This is a genomic window from Candidatus Competibacteraceae bacterium, assembly GCA_016713505.1.
In the GTDB taxonomy this organism is placed as follows: Bacteria; Pseudomonadota; Gammaproteobacteria; order Competibacterales; family Competibacteraceae; genus Competibacter_A.
Genome location: JADJPA010000001.1, coordinates 3,064,543 through 3,085,199 on the forward strand (window position 1 = coordinate 3,064,543; position 20,657 = coordinate 3,085,199).

General features: G+C 62.0%; 20 protein-coding genes. 7 read left to right on the forward strand and 13 right to left on the reverse strand.

Going from position 1 to position 20,657, the window contains the following annotated elements:
* Positions 1–16 precede the first annotated feature (16 nt).
* Genes amrS through IPK09_13980 form a run of 3 tightly spaced genes read left to right on the forward strand, consistent with a single transcriptional unit; the run spans position 17 to position 2,895 of the window.
* Complete coding sequence (amrS, locus tag IPK09_13970; GenBank protein MBK7984707.1) at positions 17–1,111, forward strand: AmmeMemoRadiSam system radical SAM enzyme; 1,095 nt, start codon at positions 17–19, stop codon at positions 1,109–1,111.
* A 34-nt stretch (positions 1,112–1,145) separates the two neighbouring features.
* Positions 1,146–1,991 carry a 23S rRNA (adenine(2030)-N(6))-methyltransferase RlmJ gene (locus tag IPK09_13975; GenBank protein MBK7984708.1) on the forward strand — a complete coding sequence of 282 codons (846 nt, stop codon included), beginning with the start codon at positions 1,146–1,148 and terminating at the stop codon, positions 1,989–1,991.
* Positions 1,992–2,046: 55 nt separating this feature from the next.
* Positions 2,047–2,895, forward strand: coding sequence for a sulfurtransferase (locus tag IPK09_13980; protein ID MBK7984709.1), 849 nt, complete (start codon positions 2,047–2,049; stop codon positions 2,893–2,895).
* A gap of 63 nt (positions 2,896–2,958) precedes the next feature.
* On the opposite strand, the gene IPK09_13985 is transcribed toward IPK09_13980, so the two are convergent.
* A complete protein-coding gene (locus tag IPK09_13985) occupies positions 2,959–3,195 on the reverse strand; it encodes a hypothetical protein (GenBank protein MBK7984710.1) in 237 nt (78 codons plus the stop codon).
* 188 nt (positions 3,196–3,383) lie between these two features.
* Between IPK09_13985 and IPK09_13990 the strand changes: the two genes are divergently transcribed.
* Positions 3,384–5,201, forward strand: coding sequence for a transglycosylase SLT domain-containing protein (locus IPK09_13990; protein MBK7984711.1), 1,818 nt, complete (start codon positions 3,384–3,386; stop codon positions 5,199–5,201).
* 21 nt (positions 5,202–5,222) lie between these two features.
* Here IPK09_13990 and IPK09_13995 read toward each other — a convergent pair whose 3' ends face one another.
* The 3 genes from IPK09_13995 to msbA all read right to left on the reverse strand — a co-directional run bounded on the left by IPK09_13995 (position 5,223) and on the right by msbA (position 7,900).
* Positions 5,223–5,618, reverse strand: coding sequence for a sel1 repeat family protein (locus tag IPK09_13995; protein MBK7984712.1), 396 nt, complete (start codon positions 5,616–5,618; stop codon positions 5,223–5,225).
* Positions 5,619–5,869: 251 nt separating this feature from the next.
* Positions 5,870–6,067 carry a hypothetical protein gene (locus IPK09_14000; GenBank protein MBK7984713.1) on the reverse strand — a complete coding sequence of 66 codons (198 nt, stop codon included), beginning with the start codon at positions 6,065–6,067 and terminating at the stop codon, positions 5,870–5,872.
* Positions 6,068–6,145: 78 nt separating this feature from the next.
* On the reverse strand, positions 6,146–7,900 hold the full coding sequence (msbA, locus tag IPK09_14005) for a lipid A export permease/ATP-binding protein MsbA (GenBank protein MBK7984714.1): 1,755 nt from the start codon (positions 7,898–7,900) through the stop codon (positions 6,146–6,148).
* Positions 7,901–8,015: 115 nt separating this feature from the next.
* Between msbA and hldE the strand changes: the two genes are divergently transcribed.
* Genes hldE through IPK09_14020 form a run of 3 tightly spaced genes read left to right on the forward strand, consistent with a single transcriptional unit; the run spans position 8,016 to position 11,412 of the window.
* Positions 8,016–9,443: a bifunctional D-glycero-beta-D-manno-heptose-7-phosphate kinase/D-glycero-beta-D-manno-heptose 1-phosphate adenylyltransferase HldE gene (hldE, locus tag IPK09_14010; protein MBK7984715.1), complete on the forward strand. Its 1,428-nt coding sequence runs from the start codon at positions 8,016–8,018 to the stop codon at positions 9,441–9,443.
* Positions 9,440–10,633, forward strand: coding sequence for an FAD-dependent oxidoreductase (locus IPK09_14015; GenBank protein ID MBK7984716.1), 1,194 nt, complete (start codon positions 9,440–9,442; stop codon positions 10,631–10,633). The genes hldE and IPK09_14015 overlap by 4 nt, the downstream gene beginning before the upstream one ends.
* Complete coding sequence (locus tag IPK09_14020) at positions 10,624–11,412, forward strand: aldo/keto reductase (protein MBK7984717.1); 789 nt, start codon at positions 10,624–10,626, stop codon at positions 11,410–11,412. The genes IPK09_14015 and IPK09_14020 overlap by 10 nt, the downstream gene beginning before the upstream one ends.
* 60 nt (positions 11,413–11,472) lie before the next feature.
* Here the strand turns inward: IPK09_14020 and IPK09_14025 are convergent, their stop codons facing one another.
* The 9 genes from IPK09_14025 to IPK09_14065 all read right to left on the reverse strand — a co-directional run bounded on the left by IPK09_14025 (position 11,473) and on the right by IPK09_14065 (position 20,622).
* Positions 11,473–11,703: a hypothetical protein gene (locus IPK09_14025; protein ID MBK7984718.1), complete on the reverse strand. Its 231-nt coding sequence runs from the start codon at positions 11,701–11,703 to the stop codon at positions 11,473–11,475.
* Positions 11,704–11,802: 99 nt separating this feature from the next.
* On the reverse strand, positions 11,803–12,216 hold the full coding sequence (locus tag IPK09_14030; GenBank protein MBK7984719.1) for a PIN domain-containing protein: 414 nt from the start codon (positions 12,214–12,216) through the stop codon (positions 11,803–11,805).
* Positions 12,206–12,445 carry a hypothetical protein gene (locus IPK09_14035; GenBank protein MBK7984720.1) on the reverse strand — a complete coding sequence of 80 codons (240 nt, stop codon included), beginning with the start codon at positions 12,443–12,445 and terminating at the stop codon, positions 12,206–12,208. The genes IPK09_14030 and IPK09_14035 overlap by 11 nt, the downstream gene beginning before the upstream one ends.
* Positions 12,446–12,593: 148 nt before the next feature.
* Positions 12,594–13,832, reverse strand: a complete 1,239-nt coding sequence (locus tag IPK09_14040) for a 6-phosphofructokinase (GenBank protein MBK7984721.1) — start codon at positions 13,830–13,832, stop codon at positions 12,594–12,596.
* A 66-nt stretch (positions 13,833–13,898) separates the two neighbouring features.
* Complete coding sequence (gene tkt, locus IPK09_14045) at positions 13,899–15,971, reverse strand: transketolase (protein MBK7984722.1); 2,073 nt, start codon at positions 15,969–15,971, stop codon at positions 13,899–13,901.
* Positions 15,972–15,976: 5 nt separating this feature from the next.
* The gene (gene xylB, locus IPK09_14050; GenBank protein MBK7984723.1) at positions 15,977–17,446 is read right to left on the reverse strand and encodes a xylulokinase; all 1,470 of its coding nucleotides are present in this window, start codon (positions 17,444–17,446) and stop codon (positions 15,977–15,979) included.
* A 24-nt stretch (positions 17,447–17,470) separates the two neighbouring features.
* Positions 17,471–18,964: a mannitol dehydrogenase family protein gene (locus IPK09_14055; protein ID MBK7984724.1), complete on the reverse strand. Its 1,494-nt coding sequence runs from the start codon at positions 18,962–18,964 to the stop codon at positions 17,471–17,473.
* A gap of 196 nt (positions 18,965–19,160) precedes the next feature.
* A complete protein-coding gene (locus IPK09_14060) occupies positions 19,161–19,832 on the reverse strand; it encodes an HAD family hydrolase (protein ID MBK7984725.1) in 672 nt (223 codons plus the stop codon).
* A gap of 61 nt (positions 19,833–19,893) precedes the next feature.
* Positions 19,894–20,622 carry an SDR family oxidoreductase gene (locus IPK09_14065; protein ID MBK7984726.1) on the reverse strand — a complete coding sequence of 243 codons (729 nt, stop codon included), beginning with the start codon at positions 20,620–20,622 and terminating at the stop codon, positions 19,894–19,896.
* Positions 20,623–20,657 lie beyond the last annotated feature (35 nt).

Sequence of the window (20,657 nt, forward strand, 5' to 3'; positions counted from 1 at the left end):
TTTTAAGGAGGCCGCGATGAATGCGATAACCACCGAGTTCTTTCCGACCCGCTACTGGCACGTTCTCGACGATGGCCGCGTCCAGTGCGACGTCTGCCCTCGCTATTGCAAACTGCACGAAGGCCAGCAGGGCTTGTGTTTCGTGCGCGGCTGCCACGATGGCATGATCAAGCTGACCAGCTACGGCCGCTCCAGCGGTTTTTGCATCGATCCCATCGAGAAAAAACCGCTCAATCATTTCCTGCCCGGCACCTCCGTATTGTCGTTCGGCACCGCCGGCTGCAATCTGGCCTGCAAGTTCTGTCAGAACTGGGATATGAGCAAATCCCGCGAGATGGACACGCTAGCCGATGCCGCTTCCCCGGACAAGCTGGCGCGAGTCGCGCACGAGTTGGGCTGTCGTAGCGTTGCCTACACCTACAACGACCCGGTCATCTTCATGGAATACGCCATCGACGTGGCGGCCGCCTGCCGGGAGTACGGCATCAAGTCGGTGGCGGTCACCGCGGGCTATATGTGCGATGAGCCCCGTCGGGAGTTTTACCGCTACATGGACGCGGCCAATGTCGATCTCAAAGCGTTTTCGGAGGATTTTTACTGGAAGGTTTGCGGCGGTCACTTGCAGCCGGTGCTGGATACCCTGATTTATCTCAAACGCGAAACCAGCGTCTGGTTCGAGATCACCACGCTGCTGATTCCGGGTGAGAACGACACCGACGCGGAGCTGGAGGCGCTGACGCAGTGGGTGATGGAAAACCTGGGGCCGGACGTGCCGCTGCATTTCACTGCTTTTCACCCCGACTGGAAGATGATGCACCATTCACCCACCCCGCCTTCGACCCTGAGCCGGGCGCGGCGCATCGCCGTCAAGAACGGAATCCGCTACGCTTACACCGGCAACGTCCACGACGAGAAGGGCGGCAGCACCTATTGTCACCACTGCAACCAGAAACTGATCGGCCGCGACTGGTACGCGCTGGGGGTGTGGAACCTGAATGCCGACGGATGCTGTAGCGCCTGCGGCACGCCCTGCGCCGGCGTGTTCGAGGCCAAACCCGGAACCTGGGGCGCGCGGCGGCGGCCGGTGCGCTTGCGGCAATATGCGGCCTGACGCCTTGGCGTTCGGCCGGCCGTGATCGTCCTCGATGCTCGGCTACCGTCACGGCTTTCACGCCGGCAATTTTGCCGATGTGTTCAAACATGTGGTGTTGGTGTGCGTGCTTCACGCGCTGCGGGCCAAGGACAAGCCGTTTCGAGTCTTCGACACTCATGCCGGGGCCGGGCGTTACGATCTCCATGCGGCGCAGGCCCAGAAACAGCGCGAGTTTGAGGAAGGCATCGGGCGGTTGTGGGGTCAGACAGGCTTTAGCCCCAAGCTCGACAGTTATCTGGAACGGGTTCGGACGCTGAATCCGGATGGTCGGCTGCGTTGGTATCCTGGATCGCCCCGCATCATTCGCGATCTGTTGCGGCCGAGCGACCGGCTGGTGCTGACCGAGCTTCATCCCAACGAATTTCCCCGACTGGCGGAAGAATTCAAGGGCGACCGGCAGGTTGCGGTCCGATATGGCGACGGCTATGCGCTGCTGGAGTCGTTCCTGCCCCCGCCCGAAAGGCGCGGTTTGGTGCTGGTGGACCCGGCTTACGAGCGCAAGGACGAATTCGACCGGGTCGTTGAAGCGGTTCGTCAGATTCACCGCCGCTGGGCCAGCGGTATCGCCGCCATCTGGTATCCGATTCTCGACCGCGCGCCGAGCGCGCGCTTTCAGAAGCGGTTGCGCGAGTCGGGCATTCCCGCCATGCTGTGTGCCGAACTGGGCCTGCATCCCTATGAGGGTCCACCGGGCTTGCATGGCTGCGGTATGATCGTCATCAACCCACCGTGGAAGCTGGCTGACACGCTCGGCCGCTTGCTGCCCGAACTGTTAGGCCGCTTGCGGGCCGGCCAACACGGCCAAACCCGGTTGGAGTGGCTAGCGCCAGCGCCTTGAGTCATTCAAGGGCTTGGTTTACCTGGGTTCCTTTTTTAAAGATCTATAAAAATAAATGGCTTATACAAACATCATCGATGCCGCCACCGTGAGCGTTCATCTTGACGACCCCAATTGGGTGGTGATGGATTGCCGCTTCAGTCTGGCCGATACCGAAGCCGGACGGCGGGCCTATGCGGAAAGCCATCTTCCGGGCGCTCGTTACGCGCATCTGGACGAGGATTTGTCTGGCCCCATCACGCCCGTCACCGGCCGTCATCCGCTGCCCGATCCGCTAAAACTGGCGCAAAAACTGGGAGCGTGGGGGATCGGCAACGCCACTCAAGTAATCGCTTACGACGATATGGGCGGGATACTGGCCGCCTCGCGGTTATGGTGGCTGTTGCGCTGGTTGGGCCATGACGCTTGCGCGGTGCTGGACGGCGGATTTTTGGCTTGGCGGCGGGCCGGGTTGCCGCTGACCGAACAATTGCCCGCCATCCCGCCCAAACGGTTCGAAGCCCGGCTGATGGATCGGTTGTGGCTGACCACGGCCCAGATTGAAGCGTTGTCTGCTCGGGAACTGCTGCTGGATGCGCGGGCGGCGATCCGCTATCGGGGAGAACAGGAACCTATCGATCCGGTCGCCGGCCACATTCCGGGCGCGGTCAACCTGCCGACCGAGGCCAATCTGAGAACGGATGGCCGATTTCGGCCGACCGACGAACTGCGGGAACGGTTTTTGGCCGTCATGAACGGGCGGGCACCGACGGCGGTGGTGCATGGCTGCGGCTCCGGCGTGACGGCCTGCCACAATCTATTGGCGATGGAAGCGGCCGGCTTGAGCGGCTCGCGATTGTACGCCGGCTCCTGGAGCGAATGGATTCGCGATCCGAACCGTCCGATCGCCACCGGCGCGGCTTGAAAGGCGCGCGGCAACAGGATCATCAAGCGGGCCGAGCGATGATCGAACATGCCGCAAAACCGTTCAGACCAACGTGGCGTCGCATCCCAGCCCGTTTGGATACAATTGTTGCAGAGCTTCCGCCTCGACCCGGATCACCTCGATGCTGCCTTTGCGCGTAAAGGTCCAGCCGTGAGCGCGTCGCGGGCTGAATATGGCATAGGAAAGAATGGAGTAGCCGTGCAGCCCCACCCGCTCCGCCATCGCCATACTAACGCTCGCTTTATCGAGCGCTTTACAATGAATGTTGTCGCCGTTCATGAACCGTTCCTCTAATAAACTGTATCGTGTCCGGGCGGATTGCCGGCCTTGATAGTCTTATCGGCGACCGCGGACGAAACTAGAGGGGTATAATTTTTAAATAATGGCGAACTGTGAGTGCAACCGGCCGGACCAGCACGACGTATCGCGATAGCGGCCAGAACCACCCATATGATCGAGAAGCGAACATGACGAAAGCAATCCAGAGCAGCCTCACCGCGCTCGTTATCGCATCGGCCGTAAGCGCCTGCGCCGAAATATCTTTCGGTCCCTGGGGCTCTGCCGGACCCGCGCAGGCGACGCCATCTCAGCCGTACGTTGATTACTGGCGGACCCGCGATCCCGCCGACTATCGCTACACGATCAGCCGCGCCAGCAACCGCAAGCGCGTCGGCTCATCCAAGGATGTCGTGATGGCGGGTAAAAACAAGGCTTCTGGAAAAATCGGCAAAACCGCCGCTACCAGAATCAGCATGATCGTACCGGTGCCGCAAGGCGCGGTGCCGCAAGGCGCGGCCGTCACCGCCGTGGAGCCGGTAAACCGAGGCAAAGCCGGAACGGCGAAGCCCGCCAAGACCCTCGCCAGCATCAGTAAGGTTCCGTCCACTCTCGCGACCTCGATCCGCAAAGGCAAGCGCAAACCGGTCGTGGCGGGCCGTAAGGATCTCTGGGGTCGAGTACGCGTCCGGTCAGTGCTGACCGATGTGGAGCATCCCCGAATCAACGATCAAATCGAGTTCTTGAAACGTAATCCCGGCTATCTGAATCTGTTATCGCAGCGGTCTAGACCGTTCCTGCATTACATTGTGGAGCAGATCGACCGGCGTGGGTTGCCCATGGATCTGGCGTTGGTGCCGATGGTGGAAAGCGCGTTCCAGCCCACGGCGGTTTCTCCGAAAGAAGCCGCCGGCCTCTGGCAAATCATCCCCACCACCGGGCAGGAGCGGGGACTCGTCATCGCTGAAGGTTACGACGGCCGGCTGGATGTCCACACCTCGACCGGCGTGGCTTTGGAATATCTGCGCTGGCTGAACAGGATGTTCAAAGGGGACTGGCTGTTGGCGCTGGCGGCCTACAATGCGGGTCCGGGCGCCGTCCAGGACGCTATCGAGGCCAATGCCCGCGCGGAAGCCAAGGCGGCGGCTGAAGCGAAAAAACAAGCGGCCGAGGAAGCAAAGCGGCAGGAGGCCGAGGCGCGGAAGCAAGCGGCGGAGGCGCTAAAACTGGCAACCGCGCCCGCGCCCGTGCCCGCAGTGGAACAGGCGCTGAATCCGCTCTCCGGCCAGCCCGTCAGCCCTCCGCCCGCGGCGTCACCGCCGACCTCCGCGTCCGCGGTGTCACCGGCAACTTCCGTCGTCTTTGTCCATCCTCTCGCTTCCAAGGCGAGTCTGCCGGCAGCGTCCACCTCAGTCCTCAATGCGCCGTCAAACGCCGCTGCCGCGCCCGCCGTCAAAACCAGAGCTAAGGCAGGAACCGTAGCTGCTGTGAATGCGCCCGCCGCGCCGCCGCTCAAGCCAGAATCAGTCTTCTGGCGGCTGAAGCTGCCCAAGGAAACCCAGGATTACGTACCCCGAATCCTGGCGCTGGCGCGCATCATCTCGAATCCGGAGGCGTATGGCTTGCGGCTCGCCCTGATGGAAAACCGGCCTTACTTGTTCAGAGTCGATCTTGCGCCGGAGGTTAAAATCACCGACGCGCTCGTGCTGACCGGCATCTCTACTGAGGAATTTTTTCGCTTTAATCCCGGCTTCAAGCCCGGCGTCGAACCGCCCTCGCGCGCTTACAATCTATTGTTGCCGTGGGAGCAAGCCCAAAGCTTGGTTGAGAAGGTGCCGGGCGCCCGCTTGATAGCCCCCAATAAGTACACGGTCAAGAAAGGGGAGACCATCGCCACCATCGCCAAGCGCCACGGAGTGTCGTCGCAGGCCCTGGCGGAGTGGAATAGCCTGCGGATTAACAGCGTCTTGAGAGCCGGGCAAAAACTGATCGTTTATCCCGCCTCCTGAAGCCACTCGCAGGCGGCCGGCCTAACCGTTGCCGTGCCCGGCGCCGGAACCGGGTACCGGCGGCGTGGGTGGAACCGAGAATTTGTGGGTTGCCCGATAGTCTCTCACCTGCCGCTCCGCCTCTTGAAGTTGAGCGGGCGTCATTTTTTTGGCGATATCCTGTTTGGCCTGGGGCGCTCGTCCGTCGCCTTGGCTTTCGGCCAGCGCGTACCAGAAGTAAGCACGCGCTGGATCGGCCGGCGCTCCTTCGCCCTGCTCGTACATGATCCCCAGATTGACCTGGGCTTGCGCAAAGCCCTGATCGGCTGCCTTGCGATACCAGTCGATCGCCTTGGCGTTATCTTCCGCGACCCCTTTGCCCTCGTCGTAGAGCACGCCCATATTAAATTGGGCGAACGGATAACCCTTGTCGGCCATCGGCCGGATGATGGCCAGCTCGGTGGCGTAATCGCCGCGCTCGTGCGCCGATTTGGCCCGATCCCAGTCGCCCTCGGCCGCCCAGGCGGGCGCGGCGCTCGATAAACTGGCCAGCAGTAGAAAAAGCGGTTTGCGCATGGATAGATACCTCATTCGACAATTGAGAGGATGGATCGGAAGGGTCAGGGCTAGTTGGCCAGAGGCTTGGCCGATAAGTGTATCGCATGTTGCCGTTGTAGGGCCGGCGCAAGTCAGGGCTGGCGCGGGCCGTCGCCATCGAACCAACCGCGCGCGAGCATCGCCCGACCCGCTAACCAAGCGTGATAGAAATGGCTGCCCGGTACGTAAGGGTTGCGTTCGTCGTTTCGGGCTGCCGCCTCGATGCCTTGCCGGAAGGCGTGAGGTAAGAGAGGGGCCACTTTCCTGGAAAAGTCAGTGTTGCCATACATTGTCTGTACCGCCGGCCAGCACGCATCGTCAGACCGATCCTTCGAGAGAATGTTGTATATTTGAAAATAATTTTATTTCTATTGCAACTTTGTTGTTTGACCGTCATGGGTTTGCAGTCGATACAAGCTGGCATACAGCCCTTTAAGGGCCAGTAATTCGGTGTGGGTACCGGTCTCGACGAGGCGACCACGGTCGAGCACCACGATCCGGTCGGCGGTTTCGATGGTGGACAGGCGATGGGCGATGACGAAGGCGGTGCGGCCCTGACGCAGGGTGTCGAGCGCTTGTTGGACTTTGCGTTCGGAGTGGGTGTCCAGCGCGGAGGTGGCTTCATCGAGAATCAGGATGGGCGCGTTCTTGAGCAGGGCGCGGGCGATGGCGATGCGCTGGCGCTGCCCGCCCGACAGCCGAGCGCCGTTTTCGCCGATCAGGGTCTGCAAGCCTTCGGGCAACTGCCGGATGAACTCCATGGCGTGAGCGTTTTCGGCGGCGCGGATCAGATCGGCTTCGCTGGTTTGAAAACCGGCGCCGTAGGCGATGTTGGCGGCCACGGTGTCGTTGAACAACACGATGTCCTGGCTGACGAAGGCGATGTTGGCCCGTAGTTCGACCAGTTGCAGCTCGCGGATCGGCACGTCATCCAGCAGGATATCGCCGCCGTGGGGTTCGTAAAAGCGGGGCAACAGGCTCATCAGGGTGGTCTTGCCGCTGCCGGAGGGGCCGACCAGTGCGACGGTCTCACCCGGCTGAACCTCCAGGTTCAAACCTTCGAGCACATCAGGGCCTTCCGGTCGGTAACGGTGGCTGAGGTCGCGAAAAGCGACCGCGCCCCGCGCCCGACCGATGGAGCGGGTGCCTCGATCCGGTTCGGGCGGTTCGTCCAGCAGCGCGAAGATGGTTTCCGCCGCCGCCAGCCCGCGCTGCAACTGCTCGTTGACCTTGGTCAGCCGCTTGATCGGCGCCAGCAGCATCGCCATCGCGCCGAACAGCGAGACAAAGCCGCCGACCGTGATTTGGTTGGCGGCTGATTGGAGGGAGGCGAAGTAGATCATCGCGCCCAGGGCGACGATCGCCAACAGTTGCACCAGCGGCCCGCTGCCCTCCGAAGCGGCGGCCAGTTTCAGGTTGCGCTGGCGCACCCGGTTGTTGATGCGGTTGAACCGCTGCCGCTCGTAGGCCTGCGCACCGAAAATCTTGATGACTCTGTGGCCTTGCAAAACCTCGTCGATCGCGTGCGTCAGCTCGCCCATCAAATCCTGCAATTCCCGGCTCAGCCGGCGCAGTCGCTGGCTGATGACCCGCATGATGGTCGCGACGCCGGGAGCGATCAGGAAAGCCAGCAGCGACAGTTTCCAGTTCAGGTACAGCATCCAACCCAGCAGGCCGGTGACCGCCAGCCCGTCTCGGACCAAGGCCACCAGCGCCTGAGTGGTGGCGGTCAGTACTTGGTTGACATCATAGGTCAGGCGGGACAGCAAATTTCCGGCGGGGTGATCGTCGAAATAGCGGGTCGGCAACGCGAGCAGCCGGGCAAAAAGCGCGTTGCGGAGATCCATGACCACCCGGTGCGCGATCCACTCCATGCCCAGGGAGCCGATAAAGGCGGCGATGCCGCGAACGATGAAGACGCCGACCAACAACAACGGCATCATCCGGATCAAATACGGATCTTTTTCGACGAAGCTGCCATCCAGCAACGGCTTGATCAGCGCGGCGACCAGCGGCTCGGTGATCGCCGCCACCGCCGTGCCGGCCAGCGCCAGCGCGAAAATGCGGCTGTACGGTTTGACGTAGCGTAACAAGCGCAGGTAAAGGGTTTTATTGCCTTTCATAGCGGACGCTTTACTCCCGAGAGGTCAATGCCCCAAGACAGGGCAAATCCCTGGCTAAATCCTCAAACCAATCATGCTATCATGCGACTCCAATGAAACACTCTCAACTTGCTGCATGAAGCCGCTTATTCCCCGTTTCGAACCAGCCCGTATTTTGATCGTGGGCGATGTGATGCTGGATCGCTACTGGCACGGTCCCACCGCGCGCATTTCACCCGAAGCGCCGGTGCCGGTCGTCAAGGTCGAGGCCGTCGAAGAGCGCCCCGGCGGCGCGGCGAACGTGGCGGCCAACATCGCGACCCTGGGCGGGCAGGTGCGGGTGCTGGGCGTGGCCGGCGCGGATGAGGCGGCTGACAAGCTGGAGGCTAAATTGCGACGGTCGGGAGTGACCGCCGAGCTAATCCGCCTGCCCGGCCAAGCGACCATTACCAAGCTGCGGGTGTTGAGCCGCAACCAGCAGTTGTTGCGGCTGGATTTTGAGGATGGCTTTCCCGGCTTCGAACCGGCGATGCTCCAAAATCGATTCGAAGCCGCCTTGCCGGAAACGGATGTCGTCGTGTTGTCCGATTATCAAAAAGGCGCGCTGCGCGAGGTCGAGCATTACATTCGGACCGCCCGCGCGGCCGGCCGGCCGGTGTTGGTCGATCCCAAGGGTTGCGACTTTGCGCGCTATCGCGGCGCGACCCTGCTGACGCCCAATCTGGCGGAATTCGAAGCGGTGGTCGGCTGCTGTCGTGATGAGGCGGAATTGGTCGGCAAGGGAGAAGCCCTGCGCCGGGATCTGGCCTTGGAGGCGCTGTTGATCACGCGCGGCGAACACGGCATGAGCTTGCTGCAAACGTCCGCCGAGCCGCTCCATTTAGCCGCCCGCGCCCGTGAAGTGTACGATGTGACCGGCGCTGGCGATACCGTCATCGCCACGCTCGCCGCTGGGCTGGCCGCCGGTCTGGAGCTGGCCAGCGCGACGCTGCTAGCCAATTTGGCGGCGGGAATCGTGGTCGGTAAGCTGGGGGCCGCCGGCGTCACTGTCTCCGAACTGCGCCGGGCCGTATACGAGCATGACGAGCCACCGCGCGGGATATTGGATGAGGAACAATTATTGCTTGCGATAGCCGATGCCAAAGCTCATGGCGAAACCATCGTGATGACCAACGGCTGTTTCGATATCCTGCACGCTGGCCATGTCAGCTATCTTGAGCAAGCCAAACGGCTCGGCGGCCGGTTGGTGGTGGCGGTCAACGACGATGCCTCGGTGCGCCGGCTCAAGGGCGCGGACCGGCCCGTCAATTCGCTATGGCAGCGAATGCGGGTGCTGGCCGGCCTGTCGGCGGTCGATTGGGTGGTGGCGTTTGGCGAGGACACACCGGCGCGCTTGATCGGCGCGGTCGCGCCCGACTATCTGGTCAAGGGCGGCGATAACGATCCGGCCCAGATACCCGGCAACCGGTCTGTTTGGGATGCGGGTGGCCAAGTTACCGTCATGGATTATATCGAAGGCTGTTCGACTACTAGCACTATCGCGCGACTCTTGAACCGAACATGAATCTTGCAAATAACATTTTACGGGTGGATATCGCCATCATCGGCGGAGGTATCGCGGGGTTGTGGATGTTGTCCCGCTTGCGCAAGCGTGGTTACAGCGCGTTGTTGATCGAAAGTGAAGCCTTGGGCTCCGGCCAGACCATCTGCTCGCAAGGCATCATTCACGGTGGCGTCAAATATTCGCTGCAAGGACGGGTCACCGAATCCGCCAAGTTGATTTCGGAGATGCCAGCGATCTGGCGGCGCTGCCTGAACGGTGAAGGCGAAATCGATTTGCGGGGTTCCTTGCTGGTCGAACATCAATATCTGCTGGCGACCCGTTCGCCGCGCTCCTGGTTGGCGGGTTTCCTGGCCAGCAAACTGATGCGTGACAAGGTGGAAAAACTGGCGGTAGCCGGCGCCAACGACTATCCGCCGGCGCTGCGGCAGGCGGCCTTCCGGGGTTCGGTGTACCGGCTGGACGAACCGATCATCGATGTCGCGTCGGTGTTGGGGACGTTCGCCGAGCGCCACCGTGAGGCCATCGTGCTGTGTGAAGGGCCGGCGGTACCGTCCGGCGATGGCGCGATCACGTTGCGCTATCCGAAGCAGCCCATGCTGGCGATTCGCCCGTCTTGCACGATCTTTGCCGCGGGCAGCGGTAATTCGGCGGTGCCGTGGGCGCCGTTGCAACAGCGGCCCCTGCATATGGTGTTGGTTCGGGGGCTTGGCTTGCCGGGGCCGATGTACGGCCATTTCGTGGGAACCCGCGATGTGCCGCGCCTCACCGTCACCACCCACTGTGACGCCAACGGCCATCTGTTGTGGTATCTCGGGGGCGAACTGGCCGAGACCGGCGTCAAGCGCGACCGTCAGGAACAGATTCGCGCGGCCCGCCGCGAATTGACAACGCTGTTGCCGTGGGTGGATTGGGCGCACACCCAATTCGCCACCTTTACCGTCAAGCGGGCCGAGGCCCGCCAGGACAACGGCAGCCGGCCGGTCGGACCGAGCGTGATCCGCGATGGGCGGACTCTGGTGGTCTGGCCTACCAAACTGGCGCTGGCGCCGCTGCTGGCCGAGCAAGTCGAACAGATGTTACGGATGCTCGACCTGCGACCCAAACCGGCGGATCTGCGGATTCTGGAAGATTGGCCGCGGCCCGCGGTGGCGACCTATCCGTGGGATAAAGAAGACGTGCAGTGGAGTTGAGGTCGTTGGGCGCGGCTGGTCCGCGCGTCAGTCCGTTGGGGTTGGGAACCGTCAAATTCGGCCGCAATCAGGGCGTCAAGTATCCCCAAGCGTTTGATCTGCCCTCGGATCAGACGCTTTTAAATGTGTTAGGTGCCGCTTGGGATCTCGGAATCAATTTATTGGACACCGCGCCAGCTTACGGTATCAGCGAGGAACGGCTGGGGCGCTTGCTGAAAAGGTGCCGGCGTGAATGGATCATCGTGACCAAAGTCGGCGAGGAATTCACCGCTGGGAGCTCACGCTTTGACTTTTCCGCCGCCGCCACCCGCGCCAGCGTGGAGCGCAGCCTGCGCCGCTTGGGCGTGGAGACGCTGGATGCGGTGCTGATCCATTCCAACGGCGACGACTTGGGTATTCTGGAACACGAAGGAGTGTTGCTTGCTCTGCGCGACCTTCAACAAGCCGGCTTAGTGCGAGCGGTCGGGATGTCCACCAAGACGGTCGCCGGCGGTCTGCGCGCGGTTGAGTGCTGCGATGTGGTCATGCTCACTTATAATCCGCGCGACCGGGACGATTTGCCGGTGATCCGCGCCGCCCGAGCCGCCAATAAGGGCGTGCTGATCAAGAAAGCGTTGCAGAGCGGTCATCTCGATGCAATTGCTACCCCCGATCCGGTGTTGGCGGCGCTGCGGTTGATTTACGCCGAACCGGGCGTCAGCAGCGTGGTGGTTGGCACGCTCGATCCCGAACATTTGCGCGCTGACGCGGCGGCGGCGGAACAGGCGCTGAGCGTTTGAGCCGCGAGGGCGTTCCTTCCGAGCCAATCGTTTTCTCGAAAAGCTCAAAACCCTTTTTGCTCAGTCGTCACTCAACTTTACTCCCGGCGCCCACAGCCGTTCCAGATAGGGCATTCCATCGCCGAGCAGTGGCCGCAGATACGCGCGGAAGGCGTCGGTGACGTGGTTGCCCTCGGCGTTGATGAACTCATCGGGCATGTGCCGGGTTTGCGCGGCGATTTCTCGAACATCGGCCAGTTCGTAGCGCACGGCATAGCCCACAGCGCGCTTGATGACCACCGAGCCGCTCATCTGATTGCGCCTGACGTCAGCCCACCTTCTCCAAAAACTTGCTCTATAAAAATTAACGCAACGGGGCCACGCTGACAGGCCTGGGCGGGCTTGAAGCAATTAGCGCTTGAACGGGTTCCATACCCGCATCCCGTCGATGATCCAGCCGTCCTGAAGATCCTCTGTCACCAGGCGATCCACGTTTTCGGCTAACGCCGTTTCCACGATCAGACTGTCCCAAAGGGATAGCTGGGAATCGATACTCCGCTCAATGCTCCGGGTGACCAGCGCACTGGAAATCACCGCGACCGGATAGGTTTGGAAATGGTGCACGGCTTGCAACGCCTGCGCGGGTGACAGCGGCCGCGCCAGTTTGCGCGTTACGGTCACGTAAAACTCTTGCAGTACTTGCGTGCTCAACCGGATATTCGGTTCACGAAACAACGTCTCGGCGATAGCCTTTTTAGTGGGCGCATCGCCGTCAAACAAGTAGACCAGGACGTTGGTGTCGATAAACAGCACCTCATCGTTCATGCAACGCATCCCGCGTCCAGGTGTTGTCACCGCGCCCCGCTTGGCCTTGTTCGGCCAGCGTCAACAGCGCCTCCAACGCGGCCTGCCGCTGGCGGCGACTTTCGTCCAGTCGGGCATAACGAACGAGGTACTGAGCGAGTACCGCATTGATTGAAGTATTATCTTCCAATGCTCGAATCCGAGCGCGTTTGAGGACTTCCGCATCGACACTGATCGTGAGATTGGTCATAATCATCGTTCCACGATAACACGAGATCAGTGTAGCACGGAAAAAGAGCATCGAGCTATCGTGTGTCCTGCCTTAACAGCAACGAATATTTTTGCACTTTTCCTGTTTGGTCATAACGGCGCTCTAGACCTATGGAGCCGCAGAATGTTTAGTCGCCCAGCCTCACCCCCGGCGCCCACAGCCGTTCCAGATAGGGCATTCCATCGCCGAGCAGTGGCCGCAGATACGCGCGGAAGGCGTCGGTGACGTGGTTGCCCTCGGCGTTGATGTAGTCGTCGGGCATGTGCCGGGTTTGCGCCGCGATTTCCCGAACGTCCGCCAGTTCGTAGCGCGCCGCATAATCCCCGACCCGCTTGATCACCACCGAACCGCTGAGGCCCTGCCCGCAGGCGTAATGCGCCGCTTTCTCGCCCACCTCGCGCGCCTCGCGGGCGTCCACGTCGGAGACCACGCCGGGAAAGGAGCGCTGAAGATAGCCGAAGGTGTCGGAACGCACCCGCTTGATGCCGAGGCTGCCTTGCACGGTCGCCGCCAGTTCGTCGGCCAGCGCACCGCCGGAAAGCTGCACATTGCCGTGGGCGTCCACGTCCGGTTCGCGTCCGGCCTTGCGCATCAGATCGGCGGCCAGCGGAATTTGCTTGCCTTTGCCGTCGCGGTTGGCCCAGACCCCTTCGGAAAGGGCGATGATGCAGCGGCCGTGCTGTTGGTACACGCGGTCGATATCGGTCAGAAAGCGGTCAATCGAGAATTGCCGTTCCGGCAGGTAGATCAAATGCGGGCCGTCGTCATCGTGCTGGCGGGCGAGGGCGGACGCGGCGGTCAGCCAGCCCGCATGACGGCCCATGATTACGGCGATGTAGACGCCTTGCAAGGCCATGTTGTCGCTGTTGGCTCCGCGAAAGGCGCTGGTGACGAAGCGGGCGGCGGACGGATAACCGGGGCAGTGGTCGTTAAGCGGCAGATCGTTGTCCACCGTTTTCGGAATGTGGATGGCCCGTAGCTCGTAGCCTTCCTTGGCGGCGTATTCGCCGACGATGCGCACGGTGTCCGAAGAATCGTTGCCGCCGATGTAGAAGAAATAGCGCACATCGTGTTTCTTAAAGACGTTGAGAATGTTTTGGCAATATTCGGCATCGGGCTTATCGCGGGTCGAACCGAGCGCCGAGGAAGGCGTTTGCGCGACCCGCTCCAGGTTGTGGGTGGTGGCCTCGGACAGATCGACGAAGGCTTGATGAACGATGCCGCGCACCCCATGCCGCGCGCCCCAGACGCGGGTGACTTCCGGGAACTTACGTGCTTCCAGCACCGCCCCGATCAGACTTTGATTGATGACCACCGTCGGCCCGCCGCCCTGGGCGATCACGACCTTGCCTTGCAAACGACTCATAAACAGGTTCTCCAAATGGCGGTAGGACGCTGATCCAACCCGCATCAGCGCCCTGCGGATTCGAGGTTAAAGCGTAGCGTTTTTTTGAGCGATCTGATTCCGTGCGGCGGCGGCGATTTTTTCGGGCGTGAAGCCGAATTTGTTCTGCAAGGCTTTTAGCGGAGCCGACGCGCCGAAGGTATGCATCCCGATGGTCAGGCCACGCAGGCCGACATAGCGCCGCCAACCCAGCGTTGAAGCCTGCTCGACCGAAATCCGGGGGATCACGTCCGGCGGCAGCACACTCTCCTGATAGACTCGCTCCTGGCGGTCAAACAACTCCCAGGACGGCATACTGACCACCCGCGCCTTCACCCCTTCCGTCTTGAGCTGCTCGTAGGCGGCGATGCACAGCGACACTTCGCTGCCGGTGGCGACCAGAATCACCTCAGGTTTACCACCGTCCGCATCGGCCAGCACGTACCCACCTTTAGCGAGGCCAGCGGCAGGCGCATAGCGGCGGCGATCCAGCGTCGGCAGGTTCTGCCGGGTCAGAATCAGCGCGACGGGCTGATGCCGGAACTGCATGATTACCCGCCAGGCTTCCACCACTTCGTTGGCGTCGGCCGGACGCAACACCACCAGACCCGGAATCGCCCGCAGCGAGGCCAATTGCTCCACCGGCTGATGGGTCGGGCCGTCCTCGCCGACGCCGATGGAATCGTGGGTGAAAATGTGAATCACCGGAATTTCCATCAGCGCGCTCAACCGGATCGCCGGACGGGCGTAGTCGCTGAAAATCAAAAAACCGGAGCCGTAGGGCCGCACCTTGCACAGTGACATCCCGTTCAGAATCGCGCCCATCGCGTGTTCGCGTACCCCGAAATGGACATTGCGACCGCCGTAATTCTCCGCCGTGAAATCGCCCGCGCCGTCGAAGGTCAGGCGGGTGTTGGTGGACGGCGCGAGATCGGCCGAGCCGCCAATCAGCCACGGCACGTTGCGGGCGAGGATGTTGAGCGCCTGCCCCGAGGCGATGCGGCCCGCCATGCCGCTATCGCTGGCGGGAAATTCCGGCAACGCCTTATCCCAACCGGCGGGCAGTTCGCGGTTCTGCATCCGTCGCAGATCGTCGGCCAGATCGGGATATTGCTGCTGATACTCGTCGAGTTTGACGAACCAGGCATCCCGCAGGCTGCGGCTGCGACGGCCCATGTTCTGCTGAAAATGGCTCAAAACTTCACCGGGCACCAGAAATTTCGCGTCTTCCGGCCAGCCGTAATGGCGCTTGGTCAGGCGGATTTCGTCCTCGCCCAGCGGGCTGCCGTGAGCTTCGTGGGTGTCCTGTTTATTCGGCGCACCATAGGCGATGTGGCTATCGACGATGATCAGCGTGGGCCGGTCGCGGGTGTTCTTGAAGGTGCGAAAGGCCCGCTCCAGCATTTCCAAATCGTTGGCGTCGCCGACCCGCAGCACGTTCCAGTTGTAACCGATAAAGCGGGTCGCCACGTCCTCGCTGAACGCCCAATCGGTGTGGCCTTCGATGGTGATTTTGTTGTTGTCATACAGCCAGCAGAGATTCGACAATTTAAGATGCCCGGCTAATGAGGCCGCTTCGCCGGTGATGCCTTCCATCATGCAGCCATCGCCCGCCAGCGCGTAGACATCGTAATCGAAGAGTTCAAAACCGGGCCGATTGTAGCGGGCGGCCAGCCAACGCCCCGCCATCGCCATGCCGACGCTGGTAGCGACGCCCTGGCCGAGCGGGCCGGTGGTGGTTTCGATACCGGAAGTCCAGCGGTATTCCGGGTGACCCGCGCATTTGCTGTCAAGCTGGCGGAAATGCTGGATGTCGTCCAGCGAGACGGTCGGTTCACCCATCCGCTCGTAGGCGGAATTGACGGTTTTGGTGCCGGTCAGATGCAGCAGCGCATACAGCAGCATCGAGGCGTGGCCGATGGACAGCACAAACCGGTCGCGGTTGGGCCAGATCGGGTCTTCGGGATCGAAGCGCAGAAAGCGCTGCCACAGGCAATAGGTGACGGGGGCCATCGCCATCGCCGTGCCGGGATGGCCGGAATTGGCGGCCTGCACCGCATCCATCGCCAGAGTGCGGATGGTATTGATCGCTAGTTGATCGAGATTGACGGGTGCGTTCATGGTGTTCAGCCTGCGGCGTGCAGCGGTTGAGTCAGCGCGTACAGTTGCCGGTAGCGTGCGAGTTTGGCCTGATGGTAGGCGGCGCGATCCGGGCGAGGCGGGTGGTCTTCCTGTTGGGGCGGCTGGGTGCAGACCTGACGGATAGCAGTTTCCACCTCGCCGCCGAGTGCGCCAATCAGCGCCAGCCGCGCCGCGCCCAAGGCTGGGCCGACCTCGCCACCGGTGCGATAAACCAGCGGCAGATTCAAGGCATCGGCCAGCAGTTGCCGCCAGAAACGCGAACGTGCGCCACCGCCGATCAGGGTCAATTCACGCGGCGCACTGCCCGCCGCCCGCAAGGCGTCCAAGCCGTCGGCACAGGAATAGGCCACACCTTCCAGCACGGCTAACGTCAGGTCGTTAAGGTCAGTGGCGTTGCTCAGGCCGTGAAACTGGCCGACCGCGCGTGGGTCGTTGTGCGGGGTGCGCTCGCCGGACAGATACGGCAAAAACAATACCGGTGTTTCGGTCTTGCCGCTGGCGTCCAGCCGCGCCAGCAGTTCGCTGACCTCGCGCTCGACCGTGCGGGCCAGCCAAGCCAGCGAATTGGCCGCCGACAGGCTGACCGACATCTGATGCCAGCGGTCAGGCAAGCAATGACAGAAAGCGTGCACCGTTCGTTCGGGACAGGCGTGATGCGTGGCGCTGACCACGAACAACACGCCAGAGGTGCCGAGCGACAAAAAGCCCTGACCGGGATCGATGACGCCGACCCCGACCGCACCACCGGCGTTGTCGCCCGCCCCGGCTATTACGGGGACGCGAGGTAAACCTAAAGCCGTTGCCGTTACTGCGGTCAGTTCGCCGACAATCTGGCAGCCTTCAAACAGCGCGGGCATGTGGGAACGATTCAGACTGGTGATGGCGAGCAGTGAGTCATCCCAATCCCGTTTGGCGGGATCAAGCCACAAGGTGCCCGCCGCGTCGGACATTTCCGAGGCGAACTGGCCGGTCAGCCGGAATTGCAGATAATCCTTGGGCAGCAGCACCTTGGCGATGCGGGCGAAAATGTCTGGCTCGCGCTTTTTCACCCACAGCAACTTAGGCGCGGTGAAACCCGGCATCGCCATGTTGCCGCAGCGTTCGCGGAAATCCGGCAGCGCGGCTTCCAGTTCGGCGCATTCGGCGTGGCTGCGGCCATCGTTCCACAAAATGCAGGGCCGCAATACAGCGTGGTTGGCGTCCAGTAGCGTTGCGCCGTGCATCTGGCCGGATAATCCGATTGCTTTAACCTGATCCAGCGCCGCGCCCTGGGCCTTGAGCGCCGCCAGCGTCGCGCGGCAGCTTTGCCACCAGTCGTCGGGGTTTTGCTCCGACCACAACGGCTGCGGGTTGGACACCGGATGGTCGGCGGTGGCCTGCTGGCGCACCGTGCCGTCGGCGTCCAGCAACACGGCCTTGACCCCGGAGGTGCCAATATCGAATCCGAGATACATGGTTTGATCCTCGCGCTGGCCGTTTCAGCCCTTCAGATGGTTTTGCACCGTGGCGCGCGTGCCATTGGTGTAGAGGCTCGCCAACGCCTGACGCACCGCGTTAACGAACGGTTCGGCCTGCGGCAGATCGGAGCCGAAGATTTGATGCAGACCGAGGAAAGGCGTCGGGTCGGTATCGCCCCTTTGCACCTGGCGTTGCAGTTCGTCCCGCAGCGGATCGGTCGGGGTGATGGGCTTGCCCGCGTCATCCGTACCGCCAAGGTAGCGAATCCAACCGGCGATCAGCAGACCAAAGATGGCCATCGGCTTGCCCTGTTTCAGTTGCTCGCGGGCGATGGGCAGCACGAACTTGGGAATGCCGGACGAGGCGTAGAAGGCAATCCGCGACAATTGATCCTTGACCGAAGGATTGGCGAAGCGGGAAATCAGCGTCTGTTGATACTCCACCAGATTGACGCCCGGCGGCTCGTGAATCAGGGGTCGCACCGTGTCCATGTAGCGGTTGAGCAGCGCCCGGATGTCGGGGTCGCGCATCGCCTCATCGGCGGTGACATAGCCCAGCAGCACGCCGTAATGGCACAGCATCTGATGACCAGCGTTGAGCAGATGGATTTTCATCAGTTCGTAGGGGTGTACGTCTGGAGTCATCTGTACCCCGACCGCCGCTAAGTCTGGGCGGCCGTTGCAGAATTTATCCTCGACCACCCATTGTCGGAACGGTTCGGCCACCACCGGCCAGGCGTCGGTGATCCCGCCCAGCAGCGCCTTGACCTGTTCTCGGTGCAGGTCGGTGGTGACCGGCGTAATCCGATCCACCATGCAGTTGGGGAAAGTCACGTTGGTTTCGATCCAGCGGCCCAGTTCGGCATCGCGCAGGCGGGAAAAGGCGGTCAGCATCCGCCCGGCCAGTTCGCCGTTGCTTTGCAGGTTGTCGCAAGACAGCACGGTAAACGGCGCGGCTCCAGCTTTGCGGCGACGGTTCAGGGCTTCGGCCAGATAGCCGTACAGCGACACCGGCGCGTCACCGGGTTTGGCCAGATCGTGGCGCAGGTTAGGGTGATTTTGATCGAGTTCGCCGGTGCCGTGATCGAGGTAATAACCGCCTTCGGTGACGGTGATCGAGACGATGCGGGTTTCCGGGTCGGCCAGCCGCTGGATGACCGCATCCGGTTCGCTGGGCGCGTGCAGATAGCCGCGCTGGGTTCCAATCACTCGCGCCGTCTCGACGCCTTCGTCGCGTTCGACCAGCGTGTAGAGCAAATCCTGCGGGCGCAGCGCCTCGGCCATCGCCTGGTCCTGCGGTAGTAGCCCGACCCCGCAGATGCCCCACGGTCCCGGCCCTTGGGCGTTAAACAGGTCGTCGAGATACAGGGCCTGATGGGCGCGGTGGAAGTTGCCGAGTCCGATATGGGCGATGGCTTGGCCGATTTTAGAACGGTCGTAGCGGGGAACGGAGACCGTGGAAGGCAGTTGGCCGAGCAGCGCCGGATTCAGGCGGCGGTTTTGGGTATCGCTCATCAGCGGAACTCCTTTGGATAAAGGATGTTAAATGTTGGGTTGCTTTCTCGCAGCTTCCAGCCCTCACCCCTCACCCCCGGCCCCTCCTCTCCCCCAAGGGGCGAGGGGAGTAGCAGCTCCCCCCACTTAAGGAAGGAGGAGGAGTAGCCCCTCCCCCATTTGGGGGGAGGGGTGGGGGAGAGGGTGCGTTGTTTATTTACTGCACCGATGGAACAGGCCAGCCGTTCACCAATTCCGCCAGTCCTTGCATTTGGTCGATGATGACCGCCGCGCCAGCCTCGCGCAGTCGTTGCTCCTGATCTGCTGGCGTGTGGCTGGCTCCGGTAAAGCCGATGACCGTCATGCCCGCCGCCCGCGCTGCCCGAACGCCCGATACGCTGTCCTCGATGACCAGGCAGCGGTCAGGGGCGACATTTAAACGTTCGGCGGCGTAGCGATATAAATCAGGGGCGGGTTTGGGGCGCGCCACCATGTCGGCGGAAAACAGCCGGTCGCCGAAATAATCGGTTAATCCCGCCCGCGCCACCGAGCGGCGCACGCTGGCCAGATCGCTGTTGGACGCCACCGCTTTCAAGGTCGGAATTTGCTCGACGGCGTTTCGCGCGCCCGGAATCGGCTCGACTTCTTCATCCAACGCCCGGTTGATGGCGGTGATGATGGCCGGAACCGCGCCCGGCGGCAGCGTCCGGCCGGTGCGCTGTTCCACCATCGCCAGAATGTCGGCGGTGCTGATGCCCGCGGTGTTGTGAAGCAACGGCGCGGCGTCGATGCCGGGCAGCAGCCGGGCCAGTTCCCGCTCCACCACATGCAGGGCGAGGATTTCACTGTCCACCAGTACGCCATCGCAGTCGAAAATTACTAAGTCCACTGAGCTTGTTCCTTAAGAACTGATGGCTGATGAGAAAGGGCATTAAAAGCTTACTAAAAGCTTACAAGTCAAAATTCGTCGGCAAAATCACCACATCGCGGATGGTCATACCGCGTGGCCGGGTCAGCATAAACATCACTACATTGGCGATTTCGCTCGCTTCAATCAGGCTGCCGGATTCTCTGGCTTCCTTCAGTTTCTCTTCCGGCCAGTCGGACAGCAGCGAGGTGATGACCGGGCCAGGTGAGATAGAGCCGACGCGGATGCCATGCTTGAAGACCTGGCGGCGCACGATTTGGACGAAGGCGTTAATGGCCCATTTAGATGAGGCGTAGACCGGTTCCCACGGCGTCGGGTAATGCGCCGCTAGCGAACTGGTGACGATGATGTCGCCGGTGCGCCGTTCGATCATGTGCGGCAACACATCGTGGACGTTTTTCATCACCACATTGACGTTCAGATTCAGCATCCGGTCGATGGCGTCGGTGTCGGCATCAATCAGATCGCCGCCGACATAGATACCGGCGTTGGCGTGCAAAATGTCGAGTTGACCCGCTTTCTCTAGCACCTGCGGCAGTAGCGTCGCGCAGCTTTTGGGATCGAGCAGATCCAGAACCAATGGAATCGCCGCGCCGCCGAGTTTGGTACACGCTTTTGTTAAGGCGGCTTCGTCGCGGTCGATCAACACCACCCGCGCACCCGCCGCCGCCATCGCTTCGGCGCTGGCTAGCCCGATGCCCGACGCCGATCCGGTGATCGCCGCGACTTTACCTTCCAGCTCTTTTGCCATTGCAACTGGCTCCTTTCACTTTAAGCCCTCACCCC